The sequence below is a fragment of the Massilia phyllostachyos genome (genome assembly GCF_021044825.1).
Classification (GTDB): domain Bacteria; phylum Pseudomonadota; class Gammaproteobacteria; order Burkholderiales; family Burkholderiaceae_D; genus Telluria; species Telluria phyllostachyos.
This window is the reverse complement of the sequence record NZ_JAJNOC010000002.1, coordinates 559,095-583,189: the sequence shown is the minus strand read 5'-3', so window position 1 is coordinate 583,189 and position 24,095 is coordinate 559,095. Positions and strand designations below refer to the sequence as shown.

Below are 24,095 nucleotides of genomic sequence, written 5' to 3'. Positions count from 1 at the left end.
ATCCGGTGTAAATCCGGGTAAAACTACCCCCTATACAACAGCCCGGCGCGGCGCTTTTGCTATCCTTCTCCCCATGAACCACGTCCTGCTGATCGACGACGACGTCGAGCTCGTCGCCATGTTTGCCGAATACCTCGAACAGGAGGGTTTCGCCGTCACCTGCGTCCACAACGGCCACGACGGCGCGCGCGCCGCGCTGAGCGGCGACTACGCGATCGCCATCCTCGACGTCATGATGCCGGGCACTAACGGCATCGAGGCGCTGCGCCTGATCCGCGCCGGCAGCCGCATCCCGCTCCTGATGCTGACCGCGCGCGGCGACGACGCCGACCGCATCCTCGGCCTGGAACTGGGCGCCGACGACTACGTCGCCAAGCCCTGCACCCCGCGCGAGCTGACCGCGCGCGTGCGCGCCATCCTGCGCCGCACCCAGGCCGCTCCGGAATCGGGCGCCGGCGCGGGCGCCGCGATCACGGTCGGCAAGCTGACCATGTATCCGGAACAGCGCCGCGTGACCTGGGACGGCGCGCCGGTCGAACTGACCAGCACCGAATTCAACCTGCTCGACGTCCTGGCGCGCAATGCCGGGCGGCCCGTGAGCAAGAACGAGCTGTCGGAACAGGGCCTGGGCCGGCCGCTGGCGCGCTTCGACCGCAACATCGACGTCCACCTGAGCAGCCTGCGCCACAAGCTCGGCCCCCTGGCCGACGGCCGCTCCTGCCTGCAGACGATCTACCGCCAGGGCTACCAGCTGATCCGGGAATAGCATGGGCCGCCTGTTCTGGAAGTTTTTCCTGTGCATCCTGCTGGCCCAGCTGGCCGCCACCATCGGCGTGATCGGCGCCTTTTGGCTGCGCGACCAGGCCAGCACCCGCGCCGCCGAACTCGACGTCGGCCCGCCGGCCTGGATCGCCCTCGACGCGGCCGGCGCCACCCTGAAGCACGGCGGCCTGCCGGCCCTGCGCGGCATGCTGGGCGAGCTGCAGCGTCCCCAGGTCTTCGTGCTCGACGCCACCCGCCACGAGCTGCTGGGACGCACCGTGCCGGCCGAGCTGCTGGCCGAAGTCGACCGCCAGCTCGCCGCCAATGAAGCGCCGCGGGGCGTGCGCCGCATCGCCGGCCCGGACGGCGAGCGCTACCTGGCCTTCGTCCAGCGCCTGTATCGCGGCGGCCCGCCGGCGGCGCGACTGGACGCGCCGGGCGGCCCGCCCGGCCCCGGCGGCCCGGGATTCAACCGCAGGATCGGCCAGATCGCCGGCATCGTCGCCGCCACCCTGGCCAGCCTGCTGTTCGCGGCCCTGCTGGCCTGGTACTTCTCGCGCCCGATCCGCGCCTTGCGCAGCGCCTTCGAGGCGGCATCGAGCGGCGACCTTGCGCCGCGCTTCGCCGACGGCGCGCGCGCCGGCGACGAGCTGAGCGACCTGGGACGCGACTTCGACCGCATGAGCGCCCAGCTGCGCGCCCTGATGGACGGCCAGCGCCGCCTGCTGCACGACGTCTCGCACGAGCTGCGTTCACCGCTGGCGCGGCTGCAGGCGGCGGTCGGCCTGGCGCACCAGCAGCCCGAGAAAATCGCCTCCTCGCTCGACCGCATCGAACGCGAGAGCATGCGCATGGACAAACTGGTCGGCGGGCTCCTGACCCTGTCGCGCCTCGAGGCCCCGCCCGACTTCACGCGACGCGAGCCGATCGACCTCACCGAACTGGCCGACGAGATCGTGGCCGATGCACGCTACGAGGCCGGCCAGGACGGACCGCGCCTGAGCGTCGAGGCGCCCGGCACCATCGTCGTGCAGGGCGATCCCGACCTGCTCTGGAGCGCACTGGAAAACGTGGTGCGCAACGCGATCCGCCATGGCGGCGCCGGCGGCGTCGTGCAGGTGCTGCTGCAGCGCGACGGGAAGGAAGCGCGCATCGAGGTGCTCGACCGCGGCCCCGGCATCGCGCCGAGCGACATGGCGGCGATCTTCGAACCCTTCTTCCGCTCCCAGGCTGCACAAGCCGCCGTCGACGGCCACGGCCTCGGCCTGCCGATCGCACAGCGCGTGCTGCAGGCCCACGGCGGCACGATCCACGCCGCCAACCGCGAAGGCGGCGGCGTCAAGGTCACCATCACCCTGCCCTTGCAGGATGGCGGCGCGACTCACGGCTCGTACCAGTAACGCGGACGCTCGGTCCGATATTCGGTGATGGCGAGCTTCGCGCCGAAGCCGAGCGTGACCGCGCCCGACTGGTCGGTGCGGATGCGGCGCACGCCCAGGTCGGCGTAGCGCGCGTAGATCTCCTTTTTTGGGTGGCGATAGCGGTTGCGGTGGCCGACCTGGAAGATGCCGACCGAAGGCCGCACCGCCGCCAGGAAGGCGGCCGTCGACGAGGTGCCGCTGCCGTGGTGCGGCGCCAGCAGCACGTCGGCACGCAGCTGCGCCGGTGCGCTGGCGAGCAGCTGGGCTTCCTGGGCCGCCTCGATGTCGGCCGCCAGCAGGATCGCGCCCCCCTTCCCGCTCACGCGCAGCACGCAGCTGCGGGCGTTGGCCTTCAGGCCGGGGTCCTCGTAACTGGATCGCGTCGGGCCGAGCATGTCGAAGCGGACGCCGTCCCAGGTCCAGCCCTGGCCCGACTCGCAGCGCCTGTGGCGGGCGGCAGTGAGTACGACTGGGTGCCGCGGCGGGAGCGAGGAATGGACGCTCGCAACCTTGCTACCTTCTAGGATGGCCTGGGCGCCGCCGGCGTGATCGAGATCGCTGTGCGAGACCAGCATGGCGTCCAGCTGCGCGATGCCGCGTCCGCGCAGATAGGGCAGCAGGATGCGGCCGGCGGCGTCCTGGCCGGGCGCGTACTGCGGGCCGGCGTCGTACAGGAGGCGGTGCGTGTGCGTCTCGACCAGCAGCGCCATGCCCTGCCCCACGTCGAAGGCGGTGACGGTGAAGGCGCCCTCCTGCGGCGTGGCCGGGAGCTGGGCCAGCATCGGCAGCCACGCCGCCAGGCCCGTCCAGCGATGCGGCCAGCCGCGCGGCGCCAGCATCCAGGCGGTTCCGAGCAGGGCCAGCGCCAGGATCCACCCCTGCGGTGCGGGAGCGCCCCAGGTCGCGAGCGGACCGGCCGACAGCCACGCTAGACGCTCGGCCAGCAGCGCCACCGCCGCGTGCGCGAGCCACAGCACCCAGCCGGCCAGCGGCGCCGGCAGCAACGCGCCGACCAGGGCGAGCGGCGTCACCAGCAGGCTGATGACGGGAATCGCGACCGCATTCGCCAGCGGGCTGATCAGGGAGACCTGGGAGAACAGGCACATCGTCAGCGGCACCAGGCCGATGGTGACGGCGTATTGCGTGCGCGCCGCCATCGCGAAGCTGCGGCGCCATCCGGTCTCCTTGCGCACGCGGCCCATGTTCGCGTACAGGATCACGCCGACCGCGCCGAACGAGAGCCAGAAGCCGGGCGCCAGCACCGCCCACGGATCGAGCAGGATGACGACGCCGAGCGCCAGGCACAGCACCTGAGACAGCGTGACGAGTCGGCCGCTGCACAGGGCCAGCGCGACGACGGCCAGCATGTAGAAGGTGCGCTGGGCCGGCACGCCGAAGCCGGCCAGCAGGACGTAGAGCAGCGCCACCGCGGCGCCCGTGACGGCCGCCGCCTTCTGGGCCGGCAGCCGCAGCGGCAAGACTACGCCTTGGATGAAAAAGGAGCGCCGCCAGAGAAAGGACATGAGCCAGGCGCCCAGGCCCGCCACCATCGTCACGTGCAGGCCCGAGATCGACACCAGGTGGCTGATGCCGGTGCGATTGAAGACGTCCCAGTCGGATTGATCGATGCCGCGCTGGTCGCCGATCACCAGGGCCACGATGACGCCGGCGTAGGGCTGGCCTTCCAGCTGTTCGAGGATGTGGCGGCGCAGCGCGGCGCGCGCGCGTTCCACCACGTGTCCGGGGCGCGCCACGAAGGTGTCGAGGCGCGCGTTGCGCGTGCCGGCCGGGCGCACGTAGCCGGTGGCGCGGATGCGCTGCTGGAGCAGCCAGGCTTCGTAATCGAAACCGTGGGGGTTGGCGTTGCCGTGCGGGCGCTGCAGGCGGACGACGAGCTGCCAGCGCTCGCCGGGTTCGGGCAGCGCGCCGGCGCCGGGGGCTTCGTTGCGGCCATACCAGGACAGGGCCACGCGTGCGGGCACGGTGGCCGCGTGCGTCAGGACGCGTTCGACGCGAAAGTGGAAGCGGGTGCCGCCTTCGAAGGTGTGGGGCAGGCTGTCGACGGTGCCGACGATAGCGACGTCGACCCCTTCCCGTTCACGCGGAAGCGCGTCGGCGAGCGCCAGGTGGGCGCAGATGGCGGCCCATGAGGCACCGAGCAGCGTGGCGGCCAGCAGGATCGCGATGCGGCGGCGCAGTATGCACAGGAGGATGGCGGCGCTGATCGCTGCGGCGAGTTCGTTCGCGGTCGGGAGCCGGCTGCAGGTCTGCAGCCAGCAGGCGCCGCACAGGAAGGCGAGGGTTGCGCAGCGCATGCATTCGAAATGGCTGAAATAGAATCGGGAAGCGAAGTAGCGGACATGGGTATTGACGTCTTGCTACAGGCTCAGGTCTGGTCGAGCGTTTGTGGGACTTGCCCTCAGGATGTCGACTTCGATCCCGCCACATCGCGAGCAAGGGCTGCATGATGTACGCGAATGCTGGAGACACCGTTGTGCCACAGGCGAAGCGCACGTTTTCTTCAGTCCGTTTGACCTCCCACGAAAAGCGATGGACATGCGCATCATGTTGCTCGACAACCCGCCTGACCAGTTGCTGTAATGGCGCCTGTAGCTCATCGCTGCCTCATCGTTAGTGAAAACTGGAATCTAACCGTGCTCGACAGACGAACATTGCAGCGACACAAGCGATTCTGGTCGTGGAGCTATGCCTCTCGGATTGGTGATGAATTTGTGCCCAGGCCCGACGCCTGGCTGTCGGGATTGCCTTGAGCTGATGCGTCCGCGAGCCGGACCAGCCGCCATTGGCCCCGACGTTGAATCGATTTGGGCGCCTTCGTCGATCCGCCGAAGACACCAGGCGAGACAGCAAACGTTGCGGGCGGTAGCAAGACCCCCTGAGCAAACCAGCGGGTTCCGTCAAGCGCATGCGATTGTTCGCAACGCCACCAGCCGCTTGCGGGGCATGGGACCCCAGTGACAGCAAAACTGCCGACGCAGACGTGACTTTGCTCGCTTACGCCAACGCCGCGGCTGGCAAAGGACGTGGTCGCTGGCGGCACAGGCAAAGCCAGGGGCAGAGGTGGTGGCAGACGCTTTTGGAGACGCTTATCAACAAGCTTCCAAAATGTTCGGTTCTTCGATTCAAAGCTAGGTTGCAAGCCCCTCAGCTTGTCCCATAGGGTTTGCCGTGGAAGAAGCAGCGCCTGGGGCATCAGCTCACCTTTTTTCATGTACTGCCGCTGTCCACCATGCACACCAATACCGTCGCCACCATCACCACAAAGCCACCAGCCGCTTTCGGGGCAGCGTTCGCCGGCCGAAGCGTATGTGCCAAGCGGCGTAGTCGGCACCTCAACTTGTTCGTTCGCTACAGGTTCGGTCGACCGTAACCGAATGCTGGACGAGATCTTGTCCCACAACCCGAGTGCGGCGCCGTCCGACAGCGAGGATGGAACCGGCTTTCGATTGCCGTTCCCGGTACTCATCCTGAATACGACGTGTGGAACAAAGATGTTGTCTTCGGTCCCGCTCACCTCCCACCAAAAACTGTGGCCACGTGCTTCATTTTCCTCGACCACCAGCTCCGCAAGTTCCTCCCCGGCCAGGCCGCCAATCTCCCGCGGCGCCTCTCGTAATCTCGTAATACGCATCCGCTCAGCCATCGATAGCGCTTCGTCTGCAGCCTGATTCCTTGCCAGGACGCCTTGCGGCTCGGGTTTCACTCCCGCCGCAACAATGAACATGAATTCGATATCCGGATGACTTGGCAGTCGGCCGAACATCATGATTTGTTCGCGCTGATCGGCGCGCAGTGGATCGCGGACATAAACGCGATCCATACAGAATCCCGGTTCGGTAGGAATACGGTTATCGGGGTTCGCTACAAGCTGGTTAACCATCCGCGGAAGATCTTCGACCCACTTGAGGGCCCGATTTTCATAGGACAAGTCGATGCTGACGCCATCTCCATGCACAAGGGCTTCCGTCGTGATGCCTTCATGGCGATAGCGTTCCACGCCACCCAGACCGTTGCCTTGGGTACCTTCTTGCACTTTCCGACTGTGTATAAAGATTTTTCCAAAAAGACCGCTGTCGGTCTTGACCTCCCTTGCCGACTCCATGTTCTTATTGCCACCAAGGTAATCCGGCTTGGCCTTGATTTGCGCCTCACGGTCCGCAACACGCTCCTGAAATTCCTCTTCGGTTTCGTTGAACGACGCAATTTCGAAGCCATCGACGCGCGCCTGTCTCAGTTCAATCTCTGCCTCTTCCGGCACGTCAATTAAGAACCTGCCGACACATACTGTTTTCATTTTGTCGGTCATTCGAGCTACCTCATGTTGGTCTCGCCGGCTTTCTTCGCGTTTATCCAATACTTTGCCCACCGCCCATGTGGCGACCAATCCCGCGCATAGAGCGCCGGCCAGCATTCTTGCCGGCCTGCTCCGGAGCCAACTCTTCACGCGATCTCCTGGACAATCTTGGTGATCAGTCGGAGCGTTAACATGAGCATGTGCTCATTGTTATACGATCCTTGGTGGTCGTAGCCCTCCGTCGCAAACACCTGTTTTACTTTGCCTGCCGGCCCCGCCCCGGATTGATGCGGTACGGTCCCGTCGCCTCGCGCATCCTGATTATCAGGCGCGAAGCGAAGCTCGGTCTTTCCCTCGACGAGCACGCGCCGCTGTCCGGTTGCAGAGTGGCCGATATACCGTGCGGCGGTAAGATTCGCCGGCGTGAGTGCGGTTGCCGACCCTGCCTGCTGAAGGGCGACCCATCGTACCTGTCCATATGAAAGATGCTGTTTGTCATCGCCATGGAAACTGTACGTATTAGGGTGGTAATAGTCACCAAGCTCTCTATGAAACTTCTCTGCAGTATTGATTGCCTCCTTTATTGCCGGCGCCGCTCCCATGTCGTCTTTCGAATACTTGTCAGCCGGATCGGCGAGATCCGGATTGACCAATCGGAACCAGACATTCATGTCACGGTACAGATCATATGGATTTTGCAAGTTCGCATTGGGAAAAGACAGCGCGTCATAAGGCTTGGTCTGGTAACCGTTTGCCCCATGCTTCCCCGCCTGGTTCGCTCCCTGCGAGCCGGCCGCAAGCCTGATCACGCGAACATGTAACCACGGGTGCGGATACAGGTGATTGGGCAAAAGCTCGAGCGCCCCGGGCGATACAGCTAAAACAGGCGTCGTTTTGTCAGCACTATTCCCCAGAATCGTTGCCAGCTTGGAGTCTGCATACTTCTTTAGAGGGGTACTATTCAGCGAAAACGGCTCCATTCCAGAGGCTAGCCTGCGGTAGGCCACCGGTGCGCCAAGCGCCGGCATGACGCCATGGATGATGCCGGCGATTTTGTCGGGAATACGCCTTGCGCACGCTCTGGCCACCAGCCCGCCCATCGAGTGAGTTACCAGGATAACTTTGGAGCACTGCCGCTTCCCTCCCTGCCACGATCTGATGATCTCAAGAATGCGCTTTTCCAGCAGTTCCGCCGACGCCTTACAGTCTTGTAGCCAGAGGTACCCAGTCGCGTACACGGGAAAGTAATACTGAGCGTGCTTGACGAGCTGGTCTTCCGTTAGTGGCGCGAAGTGGCGCAGCCCCCATCTCTGAGGGTCACAGGCCATCACGTCTTTCCAATGCTGTTGGACAAAGCGCTTCTTGCCCTGCTCGTCAAACCCGAACGTCTGGTTAAGGCGAGTCTGCAGGCCGTAGAGAAGCCCGCCATACGAATCGGCATGCAGTTCGCCCCACCCGCGTTCCCTTGCCTCACGCTCAGTCAGAACATAGCCGTCCTCGGACTTCGGTATGACAATAGGTCCGTTGGGGTCCACTTCCAGAGTCGCAGCATCAAACAGCAGCTGACGCTCGCGCGGCGTGTACTTGCCCCAAATTTTGGCGGCCTTGAGCCCCTCGTCATCGCCATTAGGCGGGCGCCAGACAGGTTGGCCAGGGTCGACCATCTGGTTCCTCTCATCTTGGATGCGTCCCAAGCGTGGTTTTTGTCTGGCCCTCAGATTCGTGCCCATGATGCCGGGTACGACGATGACCGGAATGATTTTGTCGGGAGGTACAAGTCCCAGCCCCCGCAACGTGTACTCAACCGACGACATGAACGAATTGACTTGCCACCCGCCGTGCGACAACGGAATAAGCGATGGGAGTGGTCGGGTCGATTCACTCATGACGGCATAGTCCCTCTAAGGAAATTATGGGAGAAGTTCGAAGCAAACGGGGCCCAGGGTATCGCTTTGGACCAGTGCCGCAGCGCTAGAACCTTCCTGCGTTCCATTCGGGGCTCGCCATACCGGAGTGCCAGGATTTGCTCTGCGATTTCGCTCATCGGGCAATCGGCCTAACCGCGGAGCGCGTTTCGCACGGAGGTTCGTACCCATGATGCCTGACACGATAATGACTGGTACTACGCAGTTCGCAGGCATCAATCCCATGCCGCGAATCGTATATTCAGAGGAAGACGGAAACGAATTGACTTCCCACCCGCCGTTCGACGAGGGAATCAGCGGCGGCAGTGGTCGCGTGGACTCACTCATCACGGCTCCAGCGCAGACGGCGGCGGTTAAGGAAGGAGCTCGAAACGCACCGGACCCAGGGCATCGCTCTGGATGAGGGACGTGCGGCCGAGATCGTCGCTTTCCCCTGCGATGGTCCTGCCGTCGTCCAGGTGGGCGATGTAGCGTTGGTGGGGGATCGGTTCGCGGGTCTGCAGGTGGCGCAGGACGAGGCGTTCGTCGCTGCGCAGCTTGGTCTCGGCGAAGTCGAGTTTGGTGGGGTCGCCGCCACCCGGCCCGGAACGGAGGTGCGTGGCCGCCTTGATCAGGTGCTCACCGGTGCTTTGCTCGGTGATCTTGCCGTTCACCCAGTCCGTCTGCGCGCCCTGCGAGACGATGCGCACCGCCGGCGCTTCCAGGTGGATCGCCTCGCCGGCGATCAGGCTGATGCGCCCGGACGACTTGATCTTGACCGCGCCCTGATGCGTTTCAACCGTGATGTCGCCGCGGCCGGCCACGGCCTTGATGCCGAGCGCCTGGGCGAAGGCGCTGATGCCGCGCGCGGCGCGCAGGAAGACGTTGCGGCCGCTCGACGCGCGCACGTCGGCGCCGCTGACCAGGTCGAGCTGGCTTTGCGAGCCGATCGAGACGCTTTCCTGGCTGGCGACCACGATGCCGGCCGGCGCCGTCACGGCGACGATGGGCTCGCCCCCTTGCGCGTCCGGCGCCAGGTTGGAGCCATGTTCCCAGGACTTCAGTTTCTCCGTGAGTTCGCCGAGCTGGCGGGTGCTCGCCTCGTCGCCGGTGTGCTGCTCGGCCAGCTTGGTGACTTCGTCGGCGATGCTCTGCATCAGTTCCGCCAGGCCGAGCAGGCCGGCGCGCGCCAGCTGCGGCCCGGCGCCATCGACAGCTGCTTCGGCAGTGAGCAGGACCCCTTGTTTTCCGCGGATGGCGACGCTGCGGTCGCTGCGCAGTTCGGCGCCCTCCCCGCGCGGCGCGGCCGTGCCGTTCGCTTTCGGCTGGGTCAGCCAGCCGAGGTTCAGTTGCGAGGCGCCGTGGTCGCTTGCGAGCTGGGCGCTGATTTCGCCGCGGGTGTCGTCGAAGCGCAGCTGGTTGCCGCGCTGGCCGCCGATTTCGCGGGTGCGGGTGCCGGACAGGTAGCGGTTGCCCGGCAGGCTGCCGTTCGTGGCGTCCATGCCGTGCAGGCCGAGCGCAGGCGGCTCGCCGCGCTGGTTGAAGACCTGCGACAGGATGACCGGACGGTCCGGGTCGCCGCCGAGAAAGGCGACCAGCACCTCGCTGCCCACGCGCGGCAGCGACACGGTGCCGCACTGCTGGCTGGCGCCCGGGCCATTGCCGGCCCAGTTCGAGGCGACGCGCACCCAGGCCGAATCGGCGGGGGTGTCGGAGGCGCCGGCGCCGTGCGCGTGCTTGTGGTCGCCCGTGCGCATGCCGGGGAAGCGGATCTTGACGCGGCCCAGCGTGTCGCAGTGCACTTCCTCGCCCGGCGGGCCGACCACGATGGCGCTTTGCAGCTCCGGGTGCGGCAGGTCGACGCGCGGATCGAAGCTCGGCGCCAGCGGGATGCCGCGGCGCACGCAGTCGAAGCGCATGCGCACGCGCACGCCGTCGCCGCCTACCGGGTGCTCGTTGGGGGCCAGCATGGCGCGCTCCGGGTGGAAGTGGCCCATCAGGCGGCGCACGCGCGCCGACAGCTCGGTGGGCAGGTTGTTCTCGGCTTCCATCCAGACCGTCGTGACGACGAAATCGCGCTCGGCTTCCGGGTGCGCGTCGATCTCGGGGTGGCCGTCGAGGGTGAAGTATTCGCCCGCGCACAGGTCGCGCACCGTGCCCTCGCCGTGGAAGCACTTGGTGTCGAGTTCGTGGCGGTTCATGCGCAGCTGGCCCAGGCGCCAGTGGTCTTCGACGTCGTTGCCGGCGTGCGGCATCTCGACCAGGTAGTCGTCGAGGGTGGCGGCCAGGGCGTTGCCGCTGCGGCCCTGGTCGGCCATGCTGCGCGCGGTGGTGGTCATGAATTGCACGCCCAGCGGATTGCGGTAGTCCCAGCTGTGGCGGGTGATCGAGCCCGGCTGCAGGCGCCGCGCGGCGCACCAGGAGACGATGGTGTCGCGCTCCAGGGTGGCGTCGTCGCGGTGGTAGCGCACGGTGCCGGCGGCGCTGCGCGGCAGGGATGCGGGGTCGGAAAACAGGACCAGGGTGTGGACCGGGGTGTCGTCGCCGTCGGCCTCGTTGGCGCCGGCGCTGGCGCGGGCGCGGCCCGGGCGGAAGGTCCAGGCGACGCCGCGCCGCTTGAGCAGGCGCCGGACGAAGGCCGCGTCGGATTCGTTGTACTGCATGGTCTGTTCGCGCGGCGGATACTGGCGCATGTCGAACAGCGGGTCGAGCTCGTAGTCGAAGGCGCTGGCCATCACGCTGTTGGACTGGCGCCATTCGTCGAACAGCACCTGCACGATGTCGAGTTCGCTCTGGTAGCGGAACACGCGGCTGTTGACGCGCTTTTCCATCACCGCCAGGGCGTCGCGCAGCACCAGCTGGTAGACCGCCAGGCCGCCGTCATGGTCGCCGGCGCGCGCCTCGGCGACGATGCCGCAGATGCTGCGCAGCTGGCCGCGGTCGGTCACCATCTGCAGTTCGGCCGGCAGCGCGATGAGTTCCTTGAGCGGCAGGCGCGGCGTGTCGGCCACGCAGGTGACCAGGTATTCGAAGCCGCCGCACACCGATTCCTGCCCCTGCACCCGCTGCGGCAGCAGCAGTTCGTCGGCCAGGTGGTCGGCATGGCCGAGGCGCAGCCGGACCGGCCGGTGGGCGGTCGTCAGCGACTTCTCGTGCCTGAGCATCCGCAGGAATTCGCTCGCGCTGTCCAAGTGCTTCTCCCTCTGGCAAACATGCTGGTGGCTGCGGCTGCAGCGAAGAGTGCATATTGGCAGAAGGGTTGGTTTCAAGCATTGCGGCCTGTCACAATGCCGGGACTGAACTTCGGGGAACGGCGACGGTCGGACGCCGCAGGACAGCAGGAAGGCGCGAAAGTTTTAGTAGTAATCCACTAAGACTTCAGGCGCCCTGCCAGGCGCGGAATCGCCGCCAGCGTGTTGCGCCGCACCGCTTCGCGCACCTCGTCCACGCCGATGCCGCGCAGTGCCGCCAGCGCGGCGCCGATGCGCGGCAGCTGGTCCGGGGTGTTGCGGCCCGGGTGGATCCAGCTCGGGGCGATGTCCGGCGAATCGGTCTCCAGCACGATGGCGCTAAGCGGCAGCTCGGTGGCCAGGCGCCGGATCTGCAGCGCGCGCGTAAACGTCATGGCGCCGCCGAAGCCCAGGTGCAGCCCGAGGTCGATGAAGGTTTTCGCCTGCTGGAAGCTGCCGTTGAAGGCGTGGGCGATGCCGGCCGGCGGGCGGATCTGGCGCAGGTGCTTCAGGACCTGGTCCTGGGAGCGCCGCACGTGGGTCATCACCGGCAGGCCGAGGTCGCGCGCGATGCGCAGCTGCTCGCGAAAGAACCGTTCCTGCTTGGCGCGCATGTCCGGTTCGCACAATAGCGGAATGAAGTAATCCAGCCCGATCTCGCCGATGCCGACGAAGTTCGGGTCGCCCAGCGCCGCCGCGGCCGCGGCGCGCAGCACCTCGAGGTCCTCGTCGCGCGCCTGGGGGATGCAGATCGGGTGGATGCCGAGGGCGTAGGTGACGTTCGGCGCCCCCGCGGCCAGTCCGGCCACCGCGGCGAAGTTGCCGCGCTCGACCGCCATCGCCACGATCGTCGATACGCCGGCATCCGACGCCCGCCGCGCCACGGCCAGCGACTCGGCGCCGAATTCATGGGCGTCCAGGTGGCAGTGGGTATCGATCCACATCGCCTACGCCTCCACCGCCTGCAGGCCGTGCTCGGTCAGGCGGAACACGCGGTCGCAGCGCCGCGCCAGCTCCATGTCGTGGGTGACGATCACGAACGCCGTGCCGAGGGTGCGCGACAGTTCCAGCATCAGGTCGAAGATCGATTGCGCGGTGCTGTGGTCGAGGTTCCCGGTCGGCTCGTCGGCCAGCACGCAGGCCGGCTGGGTCACCAGCGCGCGCGCCAGCGCCACCCGCTGGCGCTCGCCGCCGGACAGTTCGCCGGGACGGTGCACCACGCGCTTGCCGAGTCCCACGCGCGCCAGGATCGCTTCGGCCTTGGCCAGCGCGGCGTCGCGTTTCTCGCGCCGGATCATCAGCGGCATCATGACGTTGTCGAGCGCCGAGAATTCCGGCAGCAGGTGGTGGAACTGGTAGACGAAGCCGAGCGAGGAGTTGCGCAGCTCGCCGCGCCGGGTCTCGCTCAGGGTGGCGAAATCCTCGCCCTGCAGGGTGACCGAGCCGGTGGACGGCGTATCGAGCCCGCCCAGCAGGTGCAGCAGGGTCGACTTGCCGGAGCCGGATGCGCCGACGATGGCGACGCGCTCACCGCGGTAGATCGCAAAGTCGATCTTGTCCAGCACCTGCACGCTGTAGTCGCCCTGGCGGAAGGTCTTGCCCAGGCCGCGGCAGGCCAGCACCGGCGCGGCGCCGTTGGCATTCACGGGATCATTCATAACGCAGCGCCTCCGCAGGTTTCACGCGCGACGCCGCCCAGCTCGGATAGAGCGTGGCGACGAAGGCCAGCAGCACGGACAGGCCGCCGATCTTGAACACGTCCGGCCAGCGCAGGTCGGACGGCATGGCGCTGATCAGGTAGATATCTTTCGACAAGAACTGCACTCCCAACAGGTTTTCGATAAACGGGACGATGACGTCGATGTTCAGGGCCACCAGCACGCCGCCGCCGACACCGAGCGCGGTGCCGAGGATGCCGACCAGCGCGCCCTGGACCATGAAGATCTTCTGGATCGAGCGCGGCGAGGCGCCCAGAGTGCGCAGGATGGCGATGTCGGCCTGCTTGTCGGTGACGGTCATGACCAGCGTGGAGACCAGGTTGAAGGCGGCCACCGCGATGATCAGGGTCAGCACGATGAACATCACCTTCTTCTCGGTCTGCACGGCGGCGAACCAGGTGGCGTTCAGCTTGGACCAGTCGCGCATCTCGAGGTCGCCCGACATGGTCTTGGAAAGCTCCTGCGCCACCAGCGGCGCGTCGCGCACTTCCGCCACGCGCAAACGCAGCCCCATCGGCGCCGGCAGGCGCTCCATGCGCTGGGCATCCTCGATGTGGATGAACGACAGCGCGGCGTCGAGCTTGGGGTCGCCCGCCTCGAAGATGCCGGCCACCGTGAAGCTGCGGCTGCGCGGCAGCAGCCCCGCCGGCGTCACCTGGCCCTGGGCCAGCATCATGGTGATCTTGCTGCCGATGCCGACGTCGAGCGCGCGCGCCAGGCCCTGGCCCAGCACGATGTTGTAGGCCCCCGGCTGCAGCGCCGCCAGGCTGCCCGCGCGCACCTGGTTCGCCACCTGCGACACCTTGCCCTCTTCTTCCGGCAGGATGCCGCGGATCGCCGACGGCCGCATCGCGCCGCCGTTGACCAGCAGGCCCTGGGTCTCGACGAAGGGCGCGGCGCCGCGCACCTGCGGATTGCGCGAGGCTTCGAGCGCCGCCGCGCGCCAGTCGGCCATGCTGCCGCTCCGGTCGAACACCTCGATGTGCGCCAGCACCGACAGCATGCGGTCGGTGACGTCCTTTTGGAAGCCGTTCATCACCGACAGCACGATGATCAGGGCCGCCACGCCCAATGCGATCCCGGCGACCGAAATCAGGGAGATGAAGGAAATGAAGCTGTTGCCGCTGCTGCGCTTGCCGGCGCGCGTGTAGCGCAGGCCGACCAGCCATTCATAAGGGAGATTCTCGATCGGTTTCATTCGTACCTCAGCGCTTCGGCCGGTTTCACGCGCGAGGCCGACCAGCTCGGATACAGGGTCGCCACGAAGGCCAGCAGCACGGCCACGCCGCCGATCCAGCCGACGTCGCCCCAGCGCAGCTGCGAGGGGATCTCGCTGATCAGGTAGACCTCCTGCGACAGGAACTTCACCTTGAAGAGCTCTTCGATGAAGGGCACGATGACGTGGATGTTGAGCGCCACCAGCACGCCCAGGCCCACCCCCAGCGCCGCCCCCAGCAGCCCCACCAGCGTGCCCTGCACCATGAAGATCGTCATGACCGAGCGCGGCGAAGCGCCGATGGTGCGCAGGATGGCGATGTCGGCCTGCTTGTCGCGCACCGTCATGACGAGGGTCGACACCAGATTGAAGGCCGCCACCGCGACGATCATGGTGAGGATGATGAACATCATGCGCTTCTGCGACTGCACGGCGGCGAACCAGACCGCGTTCACTTTCGACCAGTCGCGCACGTACAGCTCGCCCGGCAGGCTCGCCTGCAGTTCGGCGGCCACGCGCGGGGCGGCATCCATGTCACTCAATTTCAGGCGCAGGCCGCCGGGCGCGCGGACGCCGGCCAGTTCCTGGGTGTCTTCGAGGCTGGCGAAAGCCAGGCTGGAATCGAATTCGAAGTGGCCGGCTTCAAAAATGCCGGCGACGGTCAGCGGACGGGTGCGCGGCGCCGCGTTCGGCGCGGCCGCCTGGCCCGGGCTGCCGGCCGCCATCAGCATGGTGATGCGGTCTCCCACCTCGACGTCGAGCGCGGTGGCCAGCGCGCGGCCGATGACGATGTTGTACGAGCCCGGCTGCAGGGCGTCGAAGCGTCCCTCGCGCATGTGCGTGGCGACTTCCGACACCGTGCTTTCCTTCGCCGGCATCACGCCGCGCACCAGCACCGGCTTCATCACGCCGTCGCTGAGCAGCATGGCCTGGGTGTCGACGAACGGCGCGGCGGCGCGCACTTCCGGGTGGCGCAGGGCCTGCTGCGCGGTCTCGCGCCAGCCCGGCATCTCGCCGCGCGCATCGAAGATCTCCACGTGGGCCAGCACCGACAGCATGCGCGCCGTGACTTCCTTCTGGAAGCCGTTCATCACCGACAGCACCACGATCAGCGCGGCCACGCCCAGGGCGATGCCGGCCACCGAGGCCATCGAGATGAAGGAGATGAAGCTGTTGCGGCCGCTGCGCTTGCCGGCGCGCGTGTAGCGCAGGCCGACTTGCCATTCGTAGGGCAGCTTGTGGGTGATGCTCATAAATCCGGTCGAGGTCTCTTATTGGTTTGCCAACCCGACAGTTTGCCAGACATCGGCCGAACGTGCCGGAAAAAGCGTGGCCAAGCGTGCGCCGGCGGGGATGCGGCCGTTCGCTCGCGCCCTATTTGCCCTAAAATAGCGCCCATGTCCCAGATTACCCTCGTCGTCCCCTTCCTGCTCCCGCTCCCCGAATTCGCGCCCGACCTGGTGCGGGCCCTGCAGGCCCCGGCGCTGTCCGCCCTGCTCGGCCGCACTAGCAATGCGGCGCGCAGCGGCCAGCAGCATCCCAACGCCCTGCCCCACGAGAGCTGGCTAGCGCGAGAACTGGGCCTGGCGCAGGACGGCCGCCCGGCGTTCGCCGCGGCCGCCATGCGCGGCTTCGGGCTCGACCCGGCGGACGACGCCTGGTTCATCGTCAATCCGGCCCACGTGCAGATCGCGCGCAGCCACCTGATGCTGGGCGACCTGCGCCAGCTCGGCCTGCGCGAAGATGAAGGCCGCGCCCTGTTCGAGGCCGCGCGCCCCCTGTGCGACGAGATCGGCCACCCGCTCCTGTACGGCGACGCCGGCACCTGGTTCCTGCGCGCCGGCGACTGGGTCGATGTCGATCCGGCCACGCCGGACACCGTGGTCGGCATGGACCTGACCGACTTCGTCCCGCGCGGCCAGGCGGCCCTGGCCTTCCGCAAGCTGCAAAACGAGGTGCAGATGGCCTGGCACACGCATCCAGTGAACGCCGCCGGCCGCGTGCCCGTGAACAGCTTCTGGCTGTGGGGCGCCAGCCGCGCCAGCGCCCGCAAGAATGGACAACTTGCCGCCGTTTCAGCGCCGGGCTGGATTTCCGGCCTGTCCGACCCTATATGGGACGGATTCGACCGGCTCGACACCCTCTACGGCAATGATGCGACTCTGATCGTGGGCAGCCTGGCCGAAGCAGCCCTCGCCGCCGACTGGGGGACCTGGCTGCTGCAGGTGCAGGAGCTCGAACAGCAGCTGTTCGCACCGCTGCTCGGCGCCCTGACGCAAGGCCGCATCAAAAGCCTGCGCATCGTCGCCAGCAGCCGCGAAGGCCTTGCCGAATTCACCACGACCGCCATGGCCCAGCGCAAATTCTGGCGCCGGCCGACCCTGGAAGCACTGACTTGAGCATCATGACCCGCATCACCACCCGCCCCTGCCCCTGGCGCACTTCCGAAATGCTGCGCCAGGGAGGGGTCCATCCCGTCCTCGCGCGCATCTATGCGGCGCGCGGCCTGCTCGACGTGCGCGAGCTGTCCAGCGAACTGGCCGCCCTGGTGCCGCCCGGCGCGCTGCGCCACATCGATGCGGCCGCCGTGTTCCTGGCAGACGCCATCGCGGCCAACAAGCGCATGACCATCGTCGCCGACTACGACTGCGACGGCGCCACCGCCTGCGCGGTCGCGCTGCGCGGCCTGCGCATGATGGGGGCGAACGTCGACTACATCGTGCCGAACCGCTTCGAGTACGGCTATGGCCTGACGCCCGAAATCGTGGAACTGACGGCGCGCGAAAAGTCGCCCGACATCATCATCACGGTCGACAACGGCATCGCCAGCATCGACGGCGTGTTGGAAGCGAACCGGCGCGGCATCGAGGTCGTCGTCACCGATCACCACCTCCCGGGCGACGCGCTGCCGCCGGCGCGCGTGATCGTCAACCCGAACCAGCCCGAGTGCGGCTTCCCCAGCAAGCACCTGGCCGGCGTCGGCGTCGTGTTCTACGTGCTGCTGGCCCTGCGCGCCGAACTGCGCCGCCGCGGCGTGTTCGATGCCCAGAGCCAGCCCAAGCTCGACAGCCTGCTCGACCTGGTGGCGCTCGGCACCGTGGCCGACGTGGTGCGGCTCGACGCCAACAACCGCATCCTGGTGGCGCAAGGCTTGAAGCGCATGCGCGCGGGCCGCATGCATGCGGGCGTGGCCGCCCTGTTCCGCGTCGCGGGCCGGGAAGCGCGCTGCGCCTCGCCCTTCGACCTCGGCTTCGCGCTCGGCCCGCGCCTGAACGCCGCCGGCCGGCTGGAAGACATGTCGCTCGGGATCGAATGCCTGGTCACCGACGACGTCGGCCGCGCCTGGGCCATCGCCCAGCAGCTCAACGAGATCAACCTGAAACGCCGCGAAATCGAGGCCGAGATGCAGGACACGGCGCTGCTGCACCTGGACAGCTTCGAACCCTCGGGCGCCAGCACCATCAGCGTGTTCGACGACGGCTGGCACCAGGGCGTGATCGGCATCGTCGCCTCGCGCCTGAAGGAGAAGTTCTACCGGCCGACCATCACCTTCGCGCCCGCCAACGATGGCTGGATCAAGGGCTCCGGGCGCTCGATCCCGGGCTTCCACCTGCGCGACGCGCTCGACCTGGTGTCCAAGCGCGTGCCGGGCCTGATCGACAAGTTCGGCGGCCACGCGATGGCGGCGGGCCTGACCATCCGCGGCGAGCACTTCGACAGCTTCCAGCAAGCCTTCGAGGCCGTGGGCCGCGCCTGGCTGACGGAGGCGCAACTCGAGCGCATCATCGAGACCGACGGCCCGCTCGAGGACGAGTTCTACTCGACCGGCTTCATCGAGCAGATGGATGCCCAGGTCTGGGGCCAGGGCTTCGCGCCGCCGGTGTTCTGCGACGAGTTCCGCGTGGTCAGCCAGCGCATCCTGAAGGAGCGCCACCTCAAGCTGCTGCTGGAGAAGAACGGCCGCCGCATGGATGCCATCTGGTTCGGCCATACCGGCAGCCTGCCCGAACGCGCCCGCGTCGCATTCCGCCTCGATGCAAACGAATACAACGGCGTGACAAAAGTACAGCTACTGGTGGAGCACGCCGAACCCGCGTAGGGTGGGCCTGGGCGGCCCCGCGGGCCTCCGCCCACGCGTTCAACTCAGGGCGGCGCGCCTGATCGCCTCCTCGGCCACCGGCATCCGCGCCGCCAATCCGGCTTCATAACGCGCCACCCTCTCAGCCCCCGCTGCCTCCGGCGTCCCGCAAGCAAACGGCGGCGCCGGATCATACTCCAGCGCCAGCTGGATCATCTTCGCCGCCTCCTCCCCCGCCAGTTCCGCCGCCAGCGCAAACGCGAAGTCGATCCCCGCCGTCACCCCGCCCCCAGAAATCCGGTTACGGTCACGCACGATGCGCTCGGCCACCGGAATCGCCCCGAACGCCGGCAGGTAGCGCCGCCAGCGCCAATGACAGGCCGAGCGATACCCCTGCAGCAGCCCGGCCGCGCCCAGCACCAGCGAGCCGTTGCAGACCGAGGTCACCCAGCGCGCCCCCGCAGCCTGCCCGCGCAGGAAGGCCAGCGTCTCCTCATCCTCCAGCAGGTCCTTGGTGCCAAATCCTCCAGGAACGCACAGCACGTCGAACTGCGGACAATCGGCAAACGCCGTCGTGGGAACGATCGCGAAGCCGGCATCCGTCATCACCGGCGCCGTATCCTTCCAGGCCAGGTGGACGCGGGCGCCGGGCACCCGGCTCAGGACCTGCGTGGGTCCGGTCAGGTCGAGCTGGGTAACGTTGGGGAACAGCAGCATGCCGATGTGGATGGTCGTGCTCACGGTGGGCTCCGATCAATGAGGAAGACACCATTCTAGGAAATAAAGCTTTGGCAGGAACGTCATCGACAGATGAAATCCTGCCATTCCTATTTCCTGGCAGGCGGCGGCGCGAAATCGGAACCGCGGTCGAACACGACCTTCCACTGCCCCGGCGCTTCCAGGCGCCAGATCGAATTGAAGCGCCCGATCCTGCGGCCGGACGGATCGTAGATCGGTCCGCCGCTATAGGCCAGGGTGCCCGATGCGACGACCTCGACCTCTTCCGGCTCCCAGGAAAACGGCGCCTGCGGCTTGTCGTAATAGGGTCGCCACCCGCGCGCGATGGCTTGCTTGCCGCGCAGCTTGCCTTGCGGAGAAAGGAAGATCGCCTCGTCGGCGACGTAGCGGATAAAGGCGTCGAAATCGCGCGCCTTCATGGTGGCGGCGAAGGCGCGCTCGGCGTCCATGACCTGCCTGCGCAAGTCCTGGTTGGAATCGCGCGCGCTGGTCGGCACATTCGCCGTGGCGGCGAGCATCAGGCAAGCAGCGAGAAGAGACAGCGAACGCAGGCGCATCGGTGAACCCTTTCCTAAACTTTTCCATTTAGCAAGGTTTTGGATTCTGTCATGTGACCGCACGTTTTACAACCGCTCCTTGCAATCGATCCGGAATTGGAGTATAAATGGTCCAACTTCGGAGGATACGATGAGCTTAGCCTACTCCTACCCAAAAAGCCGGTTCGAACCGGCCGTGCTGGTCGACCTGAATTCGCGCGCCGAACGGGAGCGCCTGTCGCGTTCCGCCCTGCTGGGCTTCTTCAAGCTGGCCGGCGCCTGGAACGTGCGCGACGACGATGCGCGCGAGCTGCTGGGCGGCCTGTCGTCGTCCTCGTACTACGACTGGAAGAAGAACCCGGACCGGGTGCTCGAGGTCGACCGCATCACCCGCATTTCCTACCTGCTCGGCATCTACAAGGCCCTGCACATCCTGTACGGCGACAAGCTGGCCGACGAGTGGGTCCACTTGCCGAACACCAACATCATCTTCGGCGGCCGCACGCCGCTCGCCTACATGCAGGCCGGCGGCGTGATCGCCATGCAGACGGTGCGCAAGCTGCTCGACGCGCGTCGCGGAGGTCTCTGATCTTGCGGGTCGTGCACAAAATTACGCCGCTGCGCCAATACGACACCTGCCGCCTGATCCCGTCGCGCTTCGCGGAGTTCGAGGATTCGGTGCTGACCCCGCTGGCCGAGAACGACCAGGTACTGCGCGACCTGTTCGACCTCGACAACGCCACCAACGAGCGGCTGCGCGGCGAATCCGACCTGCTGCCGGGCATCGGCATGGACGAACTGGTGTTCGGCGTCCCCAACTTCCGCATCGTCAACGCCGCCTACACCTACGCGCGCCCCGAGGGCAGCCGCTTCAACGACGGCGAGCGCGGCGCCTGGTACTGCGCCTTTGCGGCGGAAACGGCGCTGAGCGAAGTCATCTTCCACAAGACCGTCGAATACGTCGAGATCAACCGCTTCGACGACAGCGTGAGCTACCAGTCGCTGCTGGCCGACTTCAACGCCGGCTTCCACGACCTGCGCGGGCTCGACGCTTACCTGCCCTGCCTCGATCCGGACAGCTACATCGCCTCGCAGGCGCTGGCGGCCGAGCTGCTGGAGGCCGGCTCGATGGGCGTCATCTACCCCAGCGTGCGCCATCCGGGCGGCACCAACCTGGCCTGCTTCCGCCCCGCCCTGGTCGGCAATGTGCGCAAGGCGCAGACATATCGCTTAACATGGGCGGGCTCGCCGCGACCGGCGGTCGAGATCATTTAACGAGATGTAGAAGCAATGAAGACGAATCCCGAAAAAGACCTGGAACTGCACGACAAGATCAACCGCGAGACCGGCCGCGTCAAATGGAGCGAACTGGAACGCCACTTCGCCAGCGGCTCGGTGATCTGGGTCAGCGAAGCGCTGGACCTGATCGACGTGGCGCTGCGCATCGCGCATGACGACAAGGAGAGCGTGACGAAGTGGATGGCGGCGGGGGCGGTGGCCAAGGTCAGCGATGTGCAGGCGCAGACGTGGACGGCGGCGGATGAGACCTTGTGGGCGTCGGTCGTCAGTCCCTTCGTGCTGGTGCAGGTCGAGAAGAAAGCGCTGCACTGAGGGTTGAGTTGGTGGCTGCTCAACTAGACTTGGGTACCGGCCTTCGCCGGTAGTCGTAGGCGCCAGTGGCGCGTACGACGGTTTTGCAGCCAACTGTCAGAACAAGCTTAGCTGCGTTCTCACTACTATCCTAAAGACCGTCGTACCGGCGCAGGCCGGTACCCAATTTTGCGAACACACTGCTAGCGCTTGAGCTCGCCCCGATGCGACAGCGCATGCGCCGCCCTCCGCATATACTGCCCCGCCTTCTCCGGATCGGTCTCCATCAACCCCAACTGCTGCCACGCCTCCGGATAATCCAGCTCCGCCGCCGCCTCCAGCCACCTGCGCGCCGCAGCCTCGTCGCGCGGGCCACCTTCACCGTCCAGCAGCAGGGTCGCCAGCATGAACATCGCCTCAGGCATCCCGCGCGACGCCGCCACTTCCAGCCAGTGCAGCGCCAAGGCCGCATCGCCCCCGCTGCGGTACGTCAGCGCACGCCGATAAGCGATATCGCCCTCGTCGCCATGCTGGGCCGCCACCGGCTGCGCCAGCATCAGCGCAGCCAGGCCCGCGATCAGGACGCGCTTCATTTCGACAGGTCGATCGCGTACAGCGCCGCACCCTTGCCGCGCCCATCGTCCGCCGCGACCTGGCTGACATTGTGCAGCCCCGCCTCGTGCGCCAGATCCACCATGCCCGGCGCCGACGAGAACACCACCGGTCCCGCCGTCTTCACCTTCGCGAAGGTCCAGCTGCGCGCCGAACCATTGGCCGCGCGGGTCAGCTGCTGCGCGCCTTTCACATAGGCGATCAGGATGTCGCGGTTGTTGTCCGGCGAGGCGATCACGGTGCGGCTGCCGTCCAGGCCCGGGAAGTTGCCGCCGCCGCTGGCCCGATAATTGTTGGTCGCGACCAGGAACTCCTGCTCCGCCGCCACCGGCTTGCCGCGCCAGGCTAGCGCCCGCACACGGTCGCCTGGCGCACGGGTGACGTCGATCTCGTACGACACATCCTTCGAGGTGACGGTATCGAAGTTATAGCTCGGCACCGCGCCGTTGACCAGCTGCTGCGGTTCGGTCTTCGACGGGTCGATGGTATTGAAGCGCGTCGCCGACTTCTCCAGCCAGGCCTTCAGGCCGGCCCCATTCACCTTCACCGCATACAGCGCGTTCGGATACAGGTAGAGATCGGCCGCATTGTTCAGCGCCAGGTCGCCCGGCTTCACATCCGTGTAATCCGCCGGGCCGGCGTTGCCGCTCTTGAACGGCGCCGACACCGACAGCACCGGCAAGTCCTTGTACTGCGGCAGGTTGGCGGCGACGTACTTCACCACGTAGTCGGTCTGGGCCTGGTTGACGATCTCGATGGCCGAGACGTCGCCGACGTCGGCGAAGTAGCTCGACATGCGGAAGTCGGTCGACCCCACCGGCGTCTTCACGTAGCGGATGGTCGCCTCGTGCTCTTCCTTGACCAGCGCCAGCACCGCCGGATCCGCCTGCACGAAGGCCTTGGCATCAAGCTGCGCCGCGCGCGCCTGCACGAAGGTCTTGTCCTTTTCCACTGCCCAGCGCTTGCCGTCGTGCTTCAGGTGCAGCCCGATCACGCCCAGGTGCTTGCCCCACAGGTTGGCCATCACGGTCGGCACGCCGTGCACCAGGCCGCGCGCCTTGTCCACGCCCGGCAGCTTGAATTGCGGGGCCGTGCTGGCCGGGTTCGGGAACAGCTGGTGCGAGTGGCCCAGCAACATGGCGTCGATGCCCGGCACCTGCGCCAGGTACCAGCCGGCGTTTTCCATCTCCGGCGAATACGGGCTGTCGTCCAGGCCGCCGTGGGCGATCGCGATCACGAGATCCGCGCCCTTCTTCTTCATCTCGGGGATGTACTTGCGCGCCGCTTCGCGCACGCCGGTCGTATAGACGCGGCCCTCGAGGTAGCGCTTGTCCCAGGACATGATGGTCGGCGGCGTGAAGGCGATGATCCCGACCCGCACCGTCGTGGCGACCGGCTTGCCGTCGGCGCCCACGGCGCTGACCTGCTTGTCGATGATCGCGTAGGGGCTGAACAGCGGCTTCTTCGTCTTGGCGCTGTAGACGTTGGCCAGCACCATCGGGAAGGCCGGGCCGGCGCAGCGCTTGGGCTGCTCGATGCCCTTCACCTGGAAGCGGCTGCCGGTCACCTGGCCCAGGAACGGCAGGCCGTAGTTGAATTCATGGTTGCCGATGCCCGCGCCATCGTACTTCAGGGCGTTCATGATCTTGTACATGCTGAGCGTCTCGTCGCAACGCAGGGGCTTGACCAGCGCCTGGTAGTCGGCCAGCGCCGTGCCCTGGATGGTGTCGCCATTGTCGAGCAGGAGGGTGTTGGCGAATTCCTTGCGCGCCTGGTGGATCAGCGTCGCGGTGCGATCGAAACCGTGCGAGGGCTCGGCGGCCAATTTGTAATAGTCGTAGCCGACCACGTTGGCGTGCAGGTCGGTGGTTTCCAGCACCGTCAGCTGGGCCGTCGTGCCGGCTTTCGGCGCCTTGGCGGCGTGGACGGGAAGGCTGAGCATCGCCGGGACCAGGGCGATGCCGATTTGATAACG

General features: G+C 66.8%; 19 protein-coding genes. 7 read left to right on the top strand and 12 right to left on the bottom strand.

Annotated elements, in window-relative coordinates; all coding sequences use genetic code 11:
* The first annotated feature begins 73 nt into the window (after positions 1-73).
* Both LQ564_RS09590 and LQ564_RS09585 read left to right on the top strand, forming a co-directional pair.
* Complete coding sequence (locus LQ564_RS09590) at positions 74-766, top strand: response regulator transcription factor (RefSeq protein ID WP_231057874.1); 693 nt, start codon at positions 74-76, stop codon at positions 764-766.
* A gap of 1 nt (position 767) precedes the next feature.
* Complete coding sequence (locus LQ564_RS09585) at positions 768-2,162, top strand: sensor histidine kinase (RefSeq protein WP_231057873.1); 1,395 nt, start codon at positions 768-770, stop codon at positions 2,160-2,162.
* On the opposite strand, the gene LQ564_RS09580 is transcribed toward LQ564_RS09585, so the two are convergent.
* From LQ564_RS09580 to LQ564_RS09545, 8 genes are all read right to left on the bottom strand, one after another.
* Positions 2,144-4,498: a DNA internalization-related competence protein ComEC/Rec2 gene (locus LQ564_RS09580; protein ID WP_231057872.1), complete on the bottom strand. Its 2,355-nt coding sequence runs from the start codon at positions 4,496-4,498 to the stop codon at positions 2,144-2,146. The genes LQ564_RS09585 and LQ564_RS09580 overlap by 19 nt on opposite strands.
* 389 nt (positions 4,499-4,887) lie before the next feature.
* Complete coding sequence (locus LQ564_RS09575; protein ID WP_231057871.1) at positions 4,888-6,510, bottom strand: T6SS immunity protein Tli4 family protein; 1,623 nt, start codon at positions 6,508-6,510, stop codon at positions 4,888-4,890.
* 134 nt (positions 6,511-6,644) lie between these two features.
* Entirely contained in the window at positions 6,645-8,384 is a 1,740-nt protein-coding gene (locus LQ564_RS09570; protein WP_231057870.1) for a PGAP1-like alpha/beta domain-containing protein, read from the bottom strand.
* A gap of 392 nt (positions 8,385-8,776) precedes the next feature.
* Positions 8,777-11,593 (bottom strand): type VI secretion system Vgr family protein, encoded by a 2,817-nt coding sequence (locus LQ564_RS09565; RefSeq protein WP_231057869.1) that lies wholly within the window; start codon positions 11,591-11,593, stop codon positions 8,777-8,779.
* Positions 11,594-11,772: 179 nt separating this feature from the next.
* Positions 11,773-12,576, bottom strand: a complete 804-nt coding sequence (locus LQ564_RS09560; protein WP_231057868.1) for a TatD family hydrolase — start codon at positions 12,574-12,576, stop codon at positions 11,773-11,775.
* A 3-nt stretch (positions 12,577-12,579) separates the two neighbouring features.
* Positions 12,580-13,290 (bottom strand): lipoprotein-releasing ABC transporter ATP-binding protein LolD, encoded by a 711-nt coding sequence (gene lolD / locus LQ564_RS09555; RefSeq protein WP_231057867.1) that lies wholly within the window; start codon positions 13,288-13,290, stop codon positions 12,580-12,582.
* The gene (locus LQ564_RS09550) at positions 13,283-14,548 is read right to left on the bottom strand and encodes a lipoprotein-releasing ABC transporter permease subunit (RefSeq protein WP_231057866.1); all 1,266 of its coding nucleotides are present in this window, start codon (positions 14,546-14,548) and stop codon (positions 13,283-13,285) included. Before LQ564_RS09550 ends, lolD begins: the two co-directional genes overlap by 8 nt.
* Entirely contained in the window at positions 14,545-15,819 is a 1,275-nt protein-coding gene (locus tag LQ564_RS09545; RefSeq protein ID WP_231057865.1) for a lipoprotein-releasing ABC transporter permease subunit, read from the bottom strand. Before LQ564_RS09545 ends, LQ564_RS09550 begins: the two co-directional genes overlap by 4 nt.
* Positions 15,820-15,963: 144 nt before the next feature.
* Between LQ564_RS09545 and LQ564_RS09540 the strand changes: the two genes are divergently transcribed.
* Both LQ564_RS09540 and recJ read left to right on the top strand, forming a co-directional pair.
* The gene (locus LQ564_RS09540; RefSeq protein WP_231057864.1) at positions 15,964-16,965 is read left to right on the top strand and encodes a hypothetical protein; all 1,002 of its coding nucleotides are present in this window, start codon (positions 15,964-15,966) and stop codon (positions 16,963-16,965) included.
* Between the two features lie 5 nt (positions 16,966-16,970).
* Positions 16,971-18,665 (top strand): single-stranded-DNA-specific exonuclease RecJ, encoded by a 1,695-nt coding sequence (gene recJ, locus LQ564_RS09535; RefSeq protein ID WP_231058139.1) that lies wholly within the window; start codon positions 16,971-16,973, stop codon positions 18,663-18,665.
* A gap of 39 nt (positions 18,666-18,704) precedes the next feature.
* Here the strand turns inward: recJ and LQ564_RS09530 are convergent, their stop codons facing one another.
* Both LQ564_RS09530 and LQ564_RS09525 read right to left on the bottom strand, forming a co-directional pair.
* Positions 18,705-19,361 (bottom strand): DJ-1/PfpI family protein, encoded by a 657-nt coding sequence (locus LQ564_RS09530; protein ID WP_269143508.1) that lies wholly within the window; start codon positions 19,359-19,361, stop codon positions 18,705-18,707.
* A 110-nt stretch (positions 19,362-19,471) separates the two neighbouring features.
* Positions 19,472-19,939 carry a YybH family protein gene (locus LQ564_RS09525; RefSeq protein WP_231057862.1) on the bottom strand — a complete coding sequence of 156 codons (468 nt, stop codon included), beginning with the start codon at positions 19,937-19,939 and terminating at the stop codon, positions 19,472-19,474.
* 130 nt (positions 19,940-20,069) lie between these two features.
* Here LQ564_RS09525 and LQ564_RS09520 point away from each other — a divergent pair, with 130 nt between their 5' ends.
* The 3 genes from LQ564_RS09520 to LQ564_RS09510 are packed head-to-tail and all read left to right on the top strand — an operon-like array spanning position 20,070 to position 21,529.
* The gene (locus tag LQ564_RS09520; RefSeq protein ID WP_231057861.1) at positions 20,070-20,507 is read left to right on the top strand and encodes an MbcA/ParS/Xre antitoxin family protein; all 438 of its coding nucleotides are present in this window, start codon (positions 20,070-20,072) and stop codon (positions 20,505-20,507) included.
* A 2-nt stretch (positions 20,508-20,509) separates the two neighbouring features.
* The gene (locus tag LQ564_RS09515; RefSeq protein WP_231057860.1) at positions 20,510-21,193 is read left to right on the top strand and encodes an RES family NAD+ phosphorylase; all 684 of its coding nucleotides are present in this window, start codon (positions 20,510-20,512) and stop codon (positions 21,191-21,193) included.
* Between the two features lie 15 nt (positions 21,194-21,208).
* The gene (locus LQ564_RS09510; RefSeq protein ID WP_231057859.1) at positions 21,209-21,529 is read left to right on the top strand and encodes a DUF2288 domain-containing protein; all 321 of its coding nucleotides are present in this window, start codon (positions 21,209-21,211) and stop codon (positions 21,527-21,529) included.
* A gap of 182 nt (positions 21,530-21,711) precedes the next feature.
* Here the strand turns inward: LQ564_RS09510 and LQ564_RS09505 are convergent, their stop codons facing one another.
* Together LQ564_RS09505 and LQ564_RS09500 are read right to left on the bottom strand one after the other, a co-directional pair.
* Entirely contained in the window at positions 21,712-22,101 is a 390-nt protein-coding gene (locus LQ564_RS09505) for a tetratricopeptide repeat protein (protein WP_231057858.1), read from the bottom strand.
* Entirely contained in the window at positions 22,098-24,062 is a 1,965-nt protein-coding gene (locus tag LQ564_RS09500) for a bifunctional 2',3'-cyclic-nucleotide 2'-phosphodiesterase/3'-nucleotidase (protein WP_231058138.1), read from the bottom strand. Before LQ564_RS09500 ends, LQ564_RS09505 begins: the two co-directional genes overlap by 4 nt.
* Between the last annotated feature and the right edge of the window lie 33 nt (positions 24,063-24,095).

What these genes read in the sequence shown, in the direction of transcription:
- LQ564_RS09520 (WP_231057861.1), top strand. Translation starts at nt 20,070, where the DNA reads ATGAGCTTAGCCTACTCCTACCCAAAAAGCCGGTTCGAACCGGCCGTG.
- LQ564_RS09545 (WP_231057865.1), bottom strand. Translation starts at nt 15,819, where the DNA reads ATGAGCATCACCCACAAGCTGCCCTACGAATGGCAAGTCGGCCTGCGC.
- LQ564_RS09590 (WP_231057874.1), top strand. Translation starts at nt 74, where the DNA reads ATGAACCACGTCCTGCTGATCGACGACGACGTCGAGCTCGTCGCCATG.
- LQ564_RS09505 (WP_231057858.1), bottom strand. Translation starts at nt 22,101, where the DNA reads ATGAAGCGCGTCCTGATCGCGGGCCTGGCTGCGCTGATGCTGGCGCAG.
- LQ564_RS09550 (WP_231057866.1), bottom strand. Translation starts at nt 14,548, where the DNA reads ATGAAACCGATCGAGAATCTCCCTTATGAATGGCTGGTCGGCCTGCGC.
- LQ564_RS09585 (WP_231057873.1), top strand. Translation starts at nt 768, where the DNA reads ATGGGCCGCCTGTTCTGGAAGTTTTTCCTGTGCATCCTGCTGGCCCAG.
- LQ564_RS09575 (WP_231057871.1), bottom strand. Translation starts at nt 6,510, where the DNA reads ATGACCGACAAAATGAAAACAGTATGTGTCGGCAGGTTCTTAATTGAC.
- recJ (WP_231058139.1), top strand. Translation starts at nt 16,971, where the DNA reads ATGACCCGCATCACCACCCGCCCCTGCCCCTGGCGCACTTCCGAAATG.
- lolD (WP_231057867.1), bottom strand. Translation starts at nt 13,290, where the DNA reads ATGAATGATCCCGTGAATGCCAACGGCGCCGCGCCGGTGCTGGCCTGC.
- LQ564_RS09580 (WP_231057872.1), bottom strand. Translation starts at nt 4,498, where the DNA reads ATGCGCTGCGCAACCCTCGCCTTCCTGTGCGGCGCCTGCTGGCTGCAG.
- LQ564_RS09500 (WP_231058138.1), bottom strand. Translation starts at nt 24,062, where the DNA reads ATGCTCAGCCTTCCCGTCCACGCCGCCAAGGCGCCGAAAGCCGGCACG.
- LQ564_RS09530 (WP_269143508.1), bottom strand. Translation starts at nt 19,361, where the DNA reads ATGCTGCTGTTCCCCAACGTTACCCAGCTCGACCTGACCGGACCCACG.
- LQ564_RS09570 (WP_231057870.1), bottom strand. Translation starts at nt 8,384, where the DNA reads ATGAGTGAATCGACCCGACCACTCCCATCGCTTATTCCGTTGTCGCAC.
- LQ564_RS09560 (WP_231057868.1), bottom strand. Translation starts at nt 12,576, where the DNA reads ATGTGGATCGATACCCACTGCCACCTGGACGCCCATGAATTCGGCGCC.
- LQ564_RS09540 (WP_231057864.1), top strand. Translation starts at nt 15,964, where the DNA reads ATGTCCCAGATTACCCTCGTCGTCCCCTTCCTGCTCCCGCTCCCCGAA.
- LQ564_RS09510 (WP_231057859.1), top strand. Translation starts at nt 21,209, where the DNA reads ATGAAGACGAATCCCGAAAAAGACCTGGAACTGCACGACAAGATCAAC.
- LQ564_RS09525 (WP_231057862.1), bottom strand. Translation starts at nt 19,939, where the DNA reads ATGCGCCTGCGTTCGCTGTCTCTTCTCGCTGCTTGCCTGATGCTCGCC.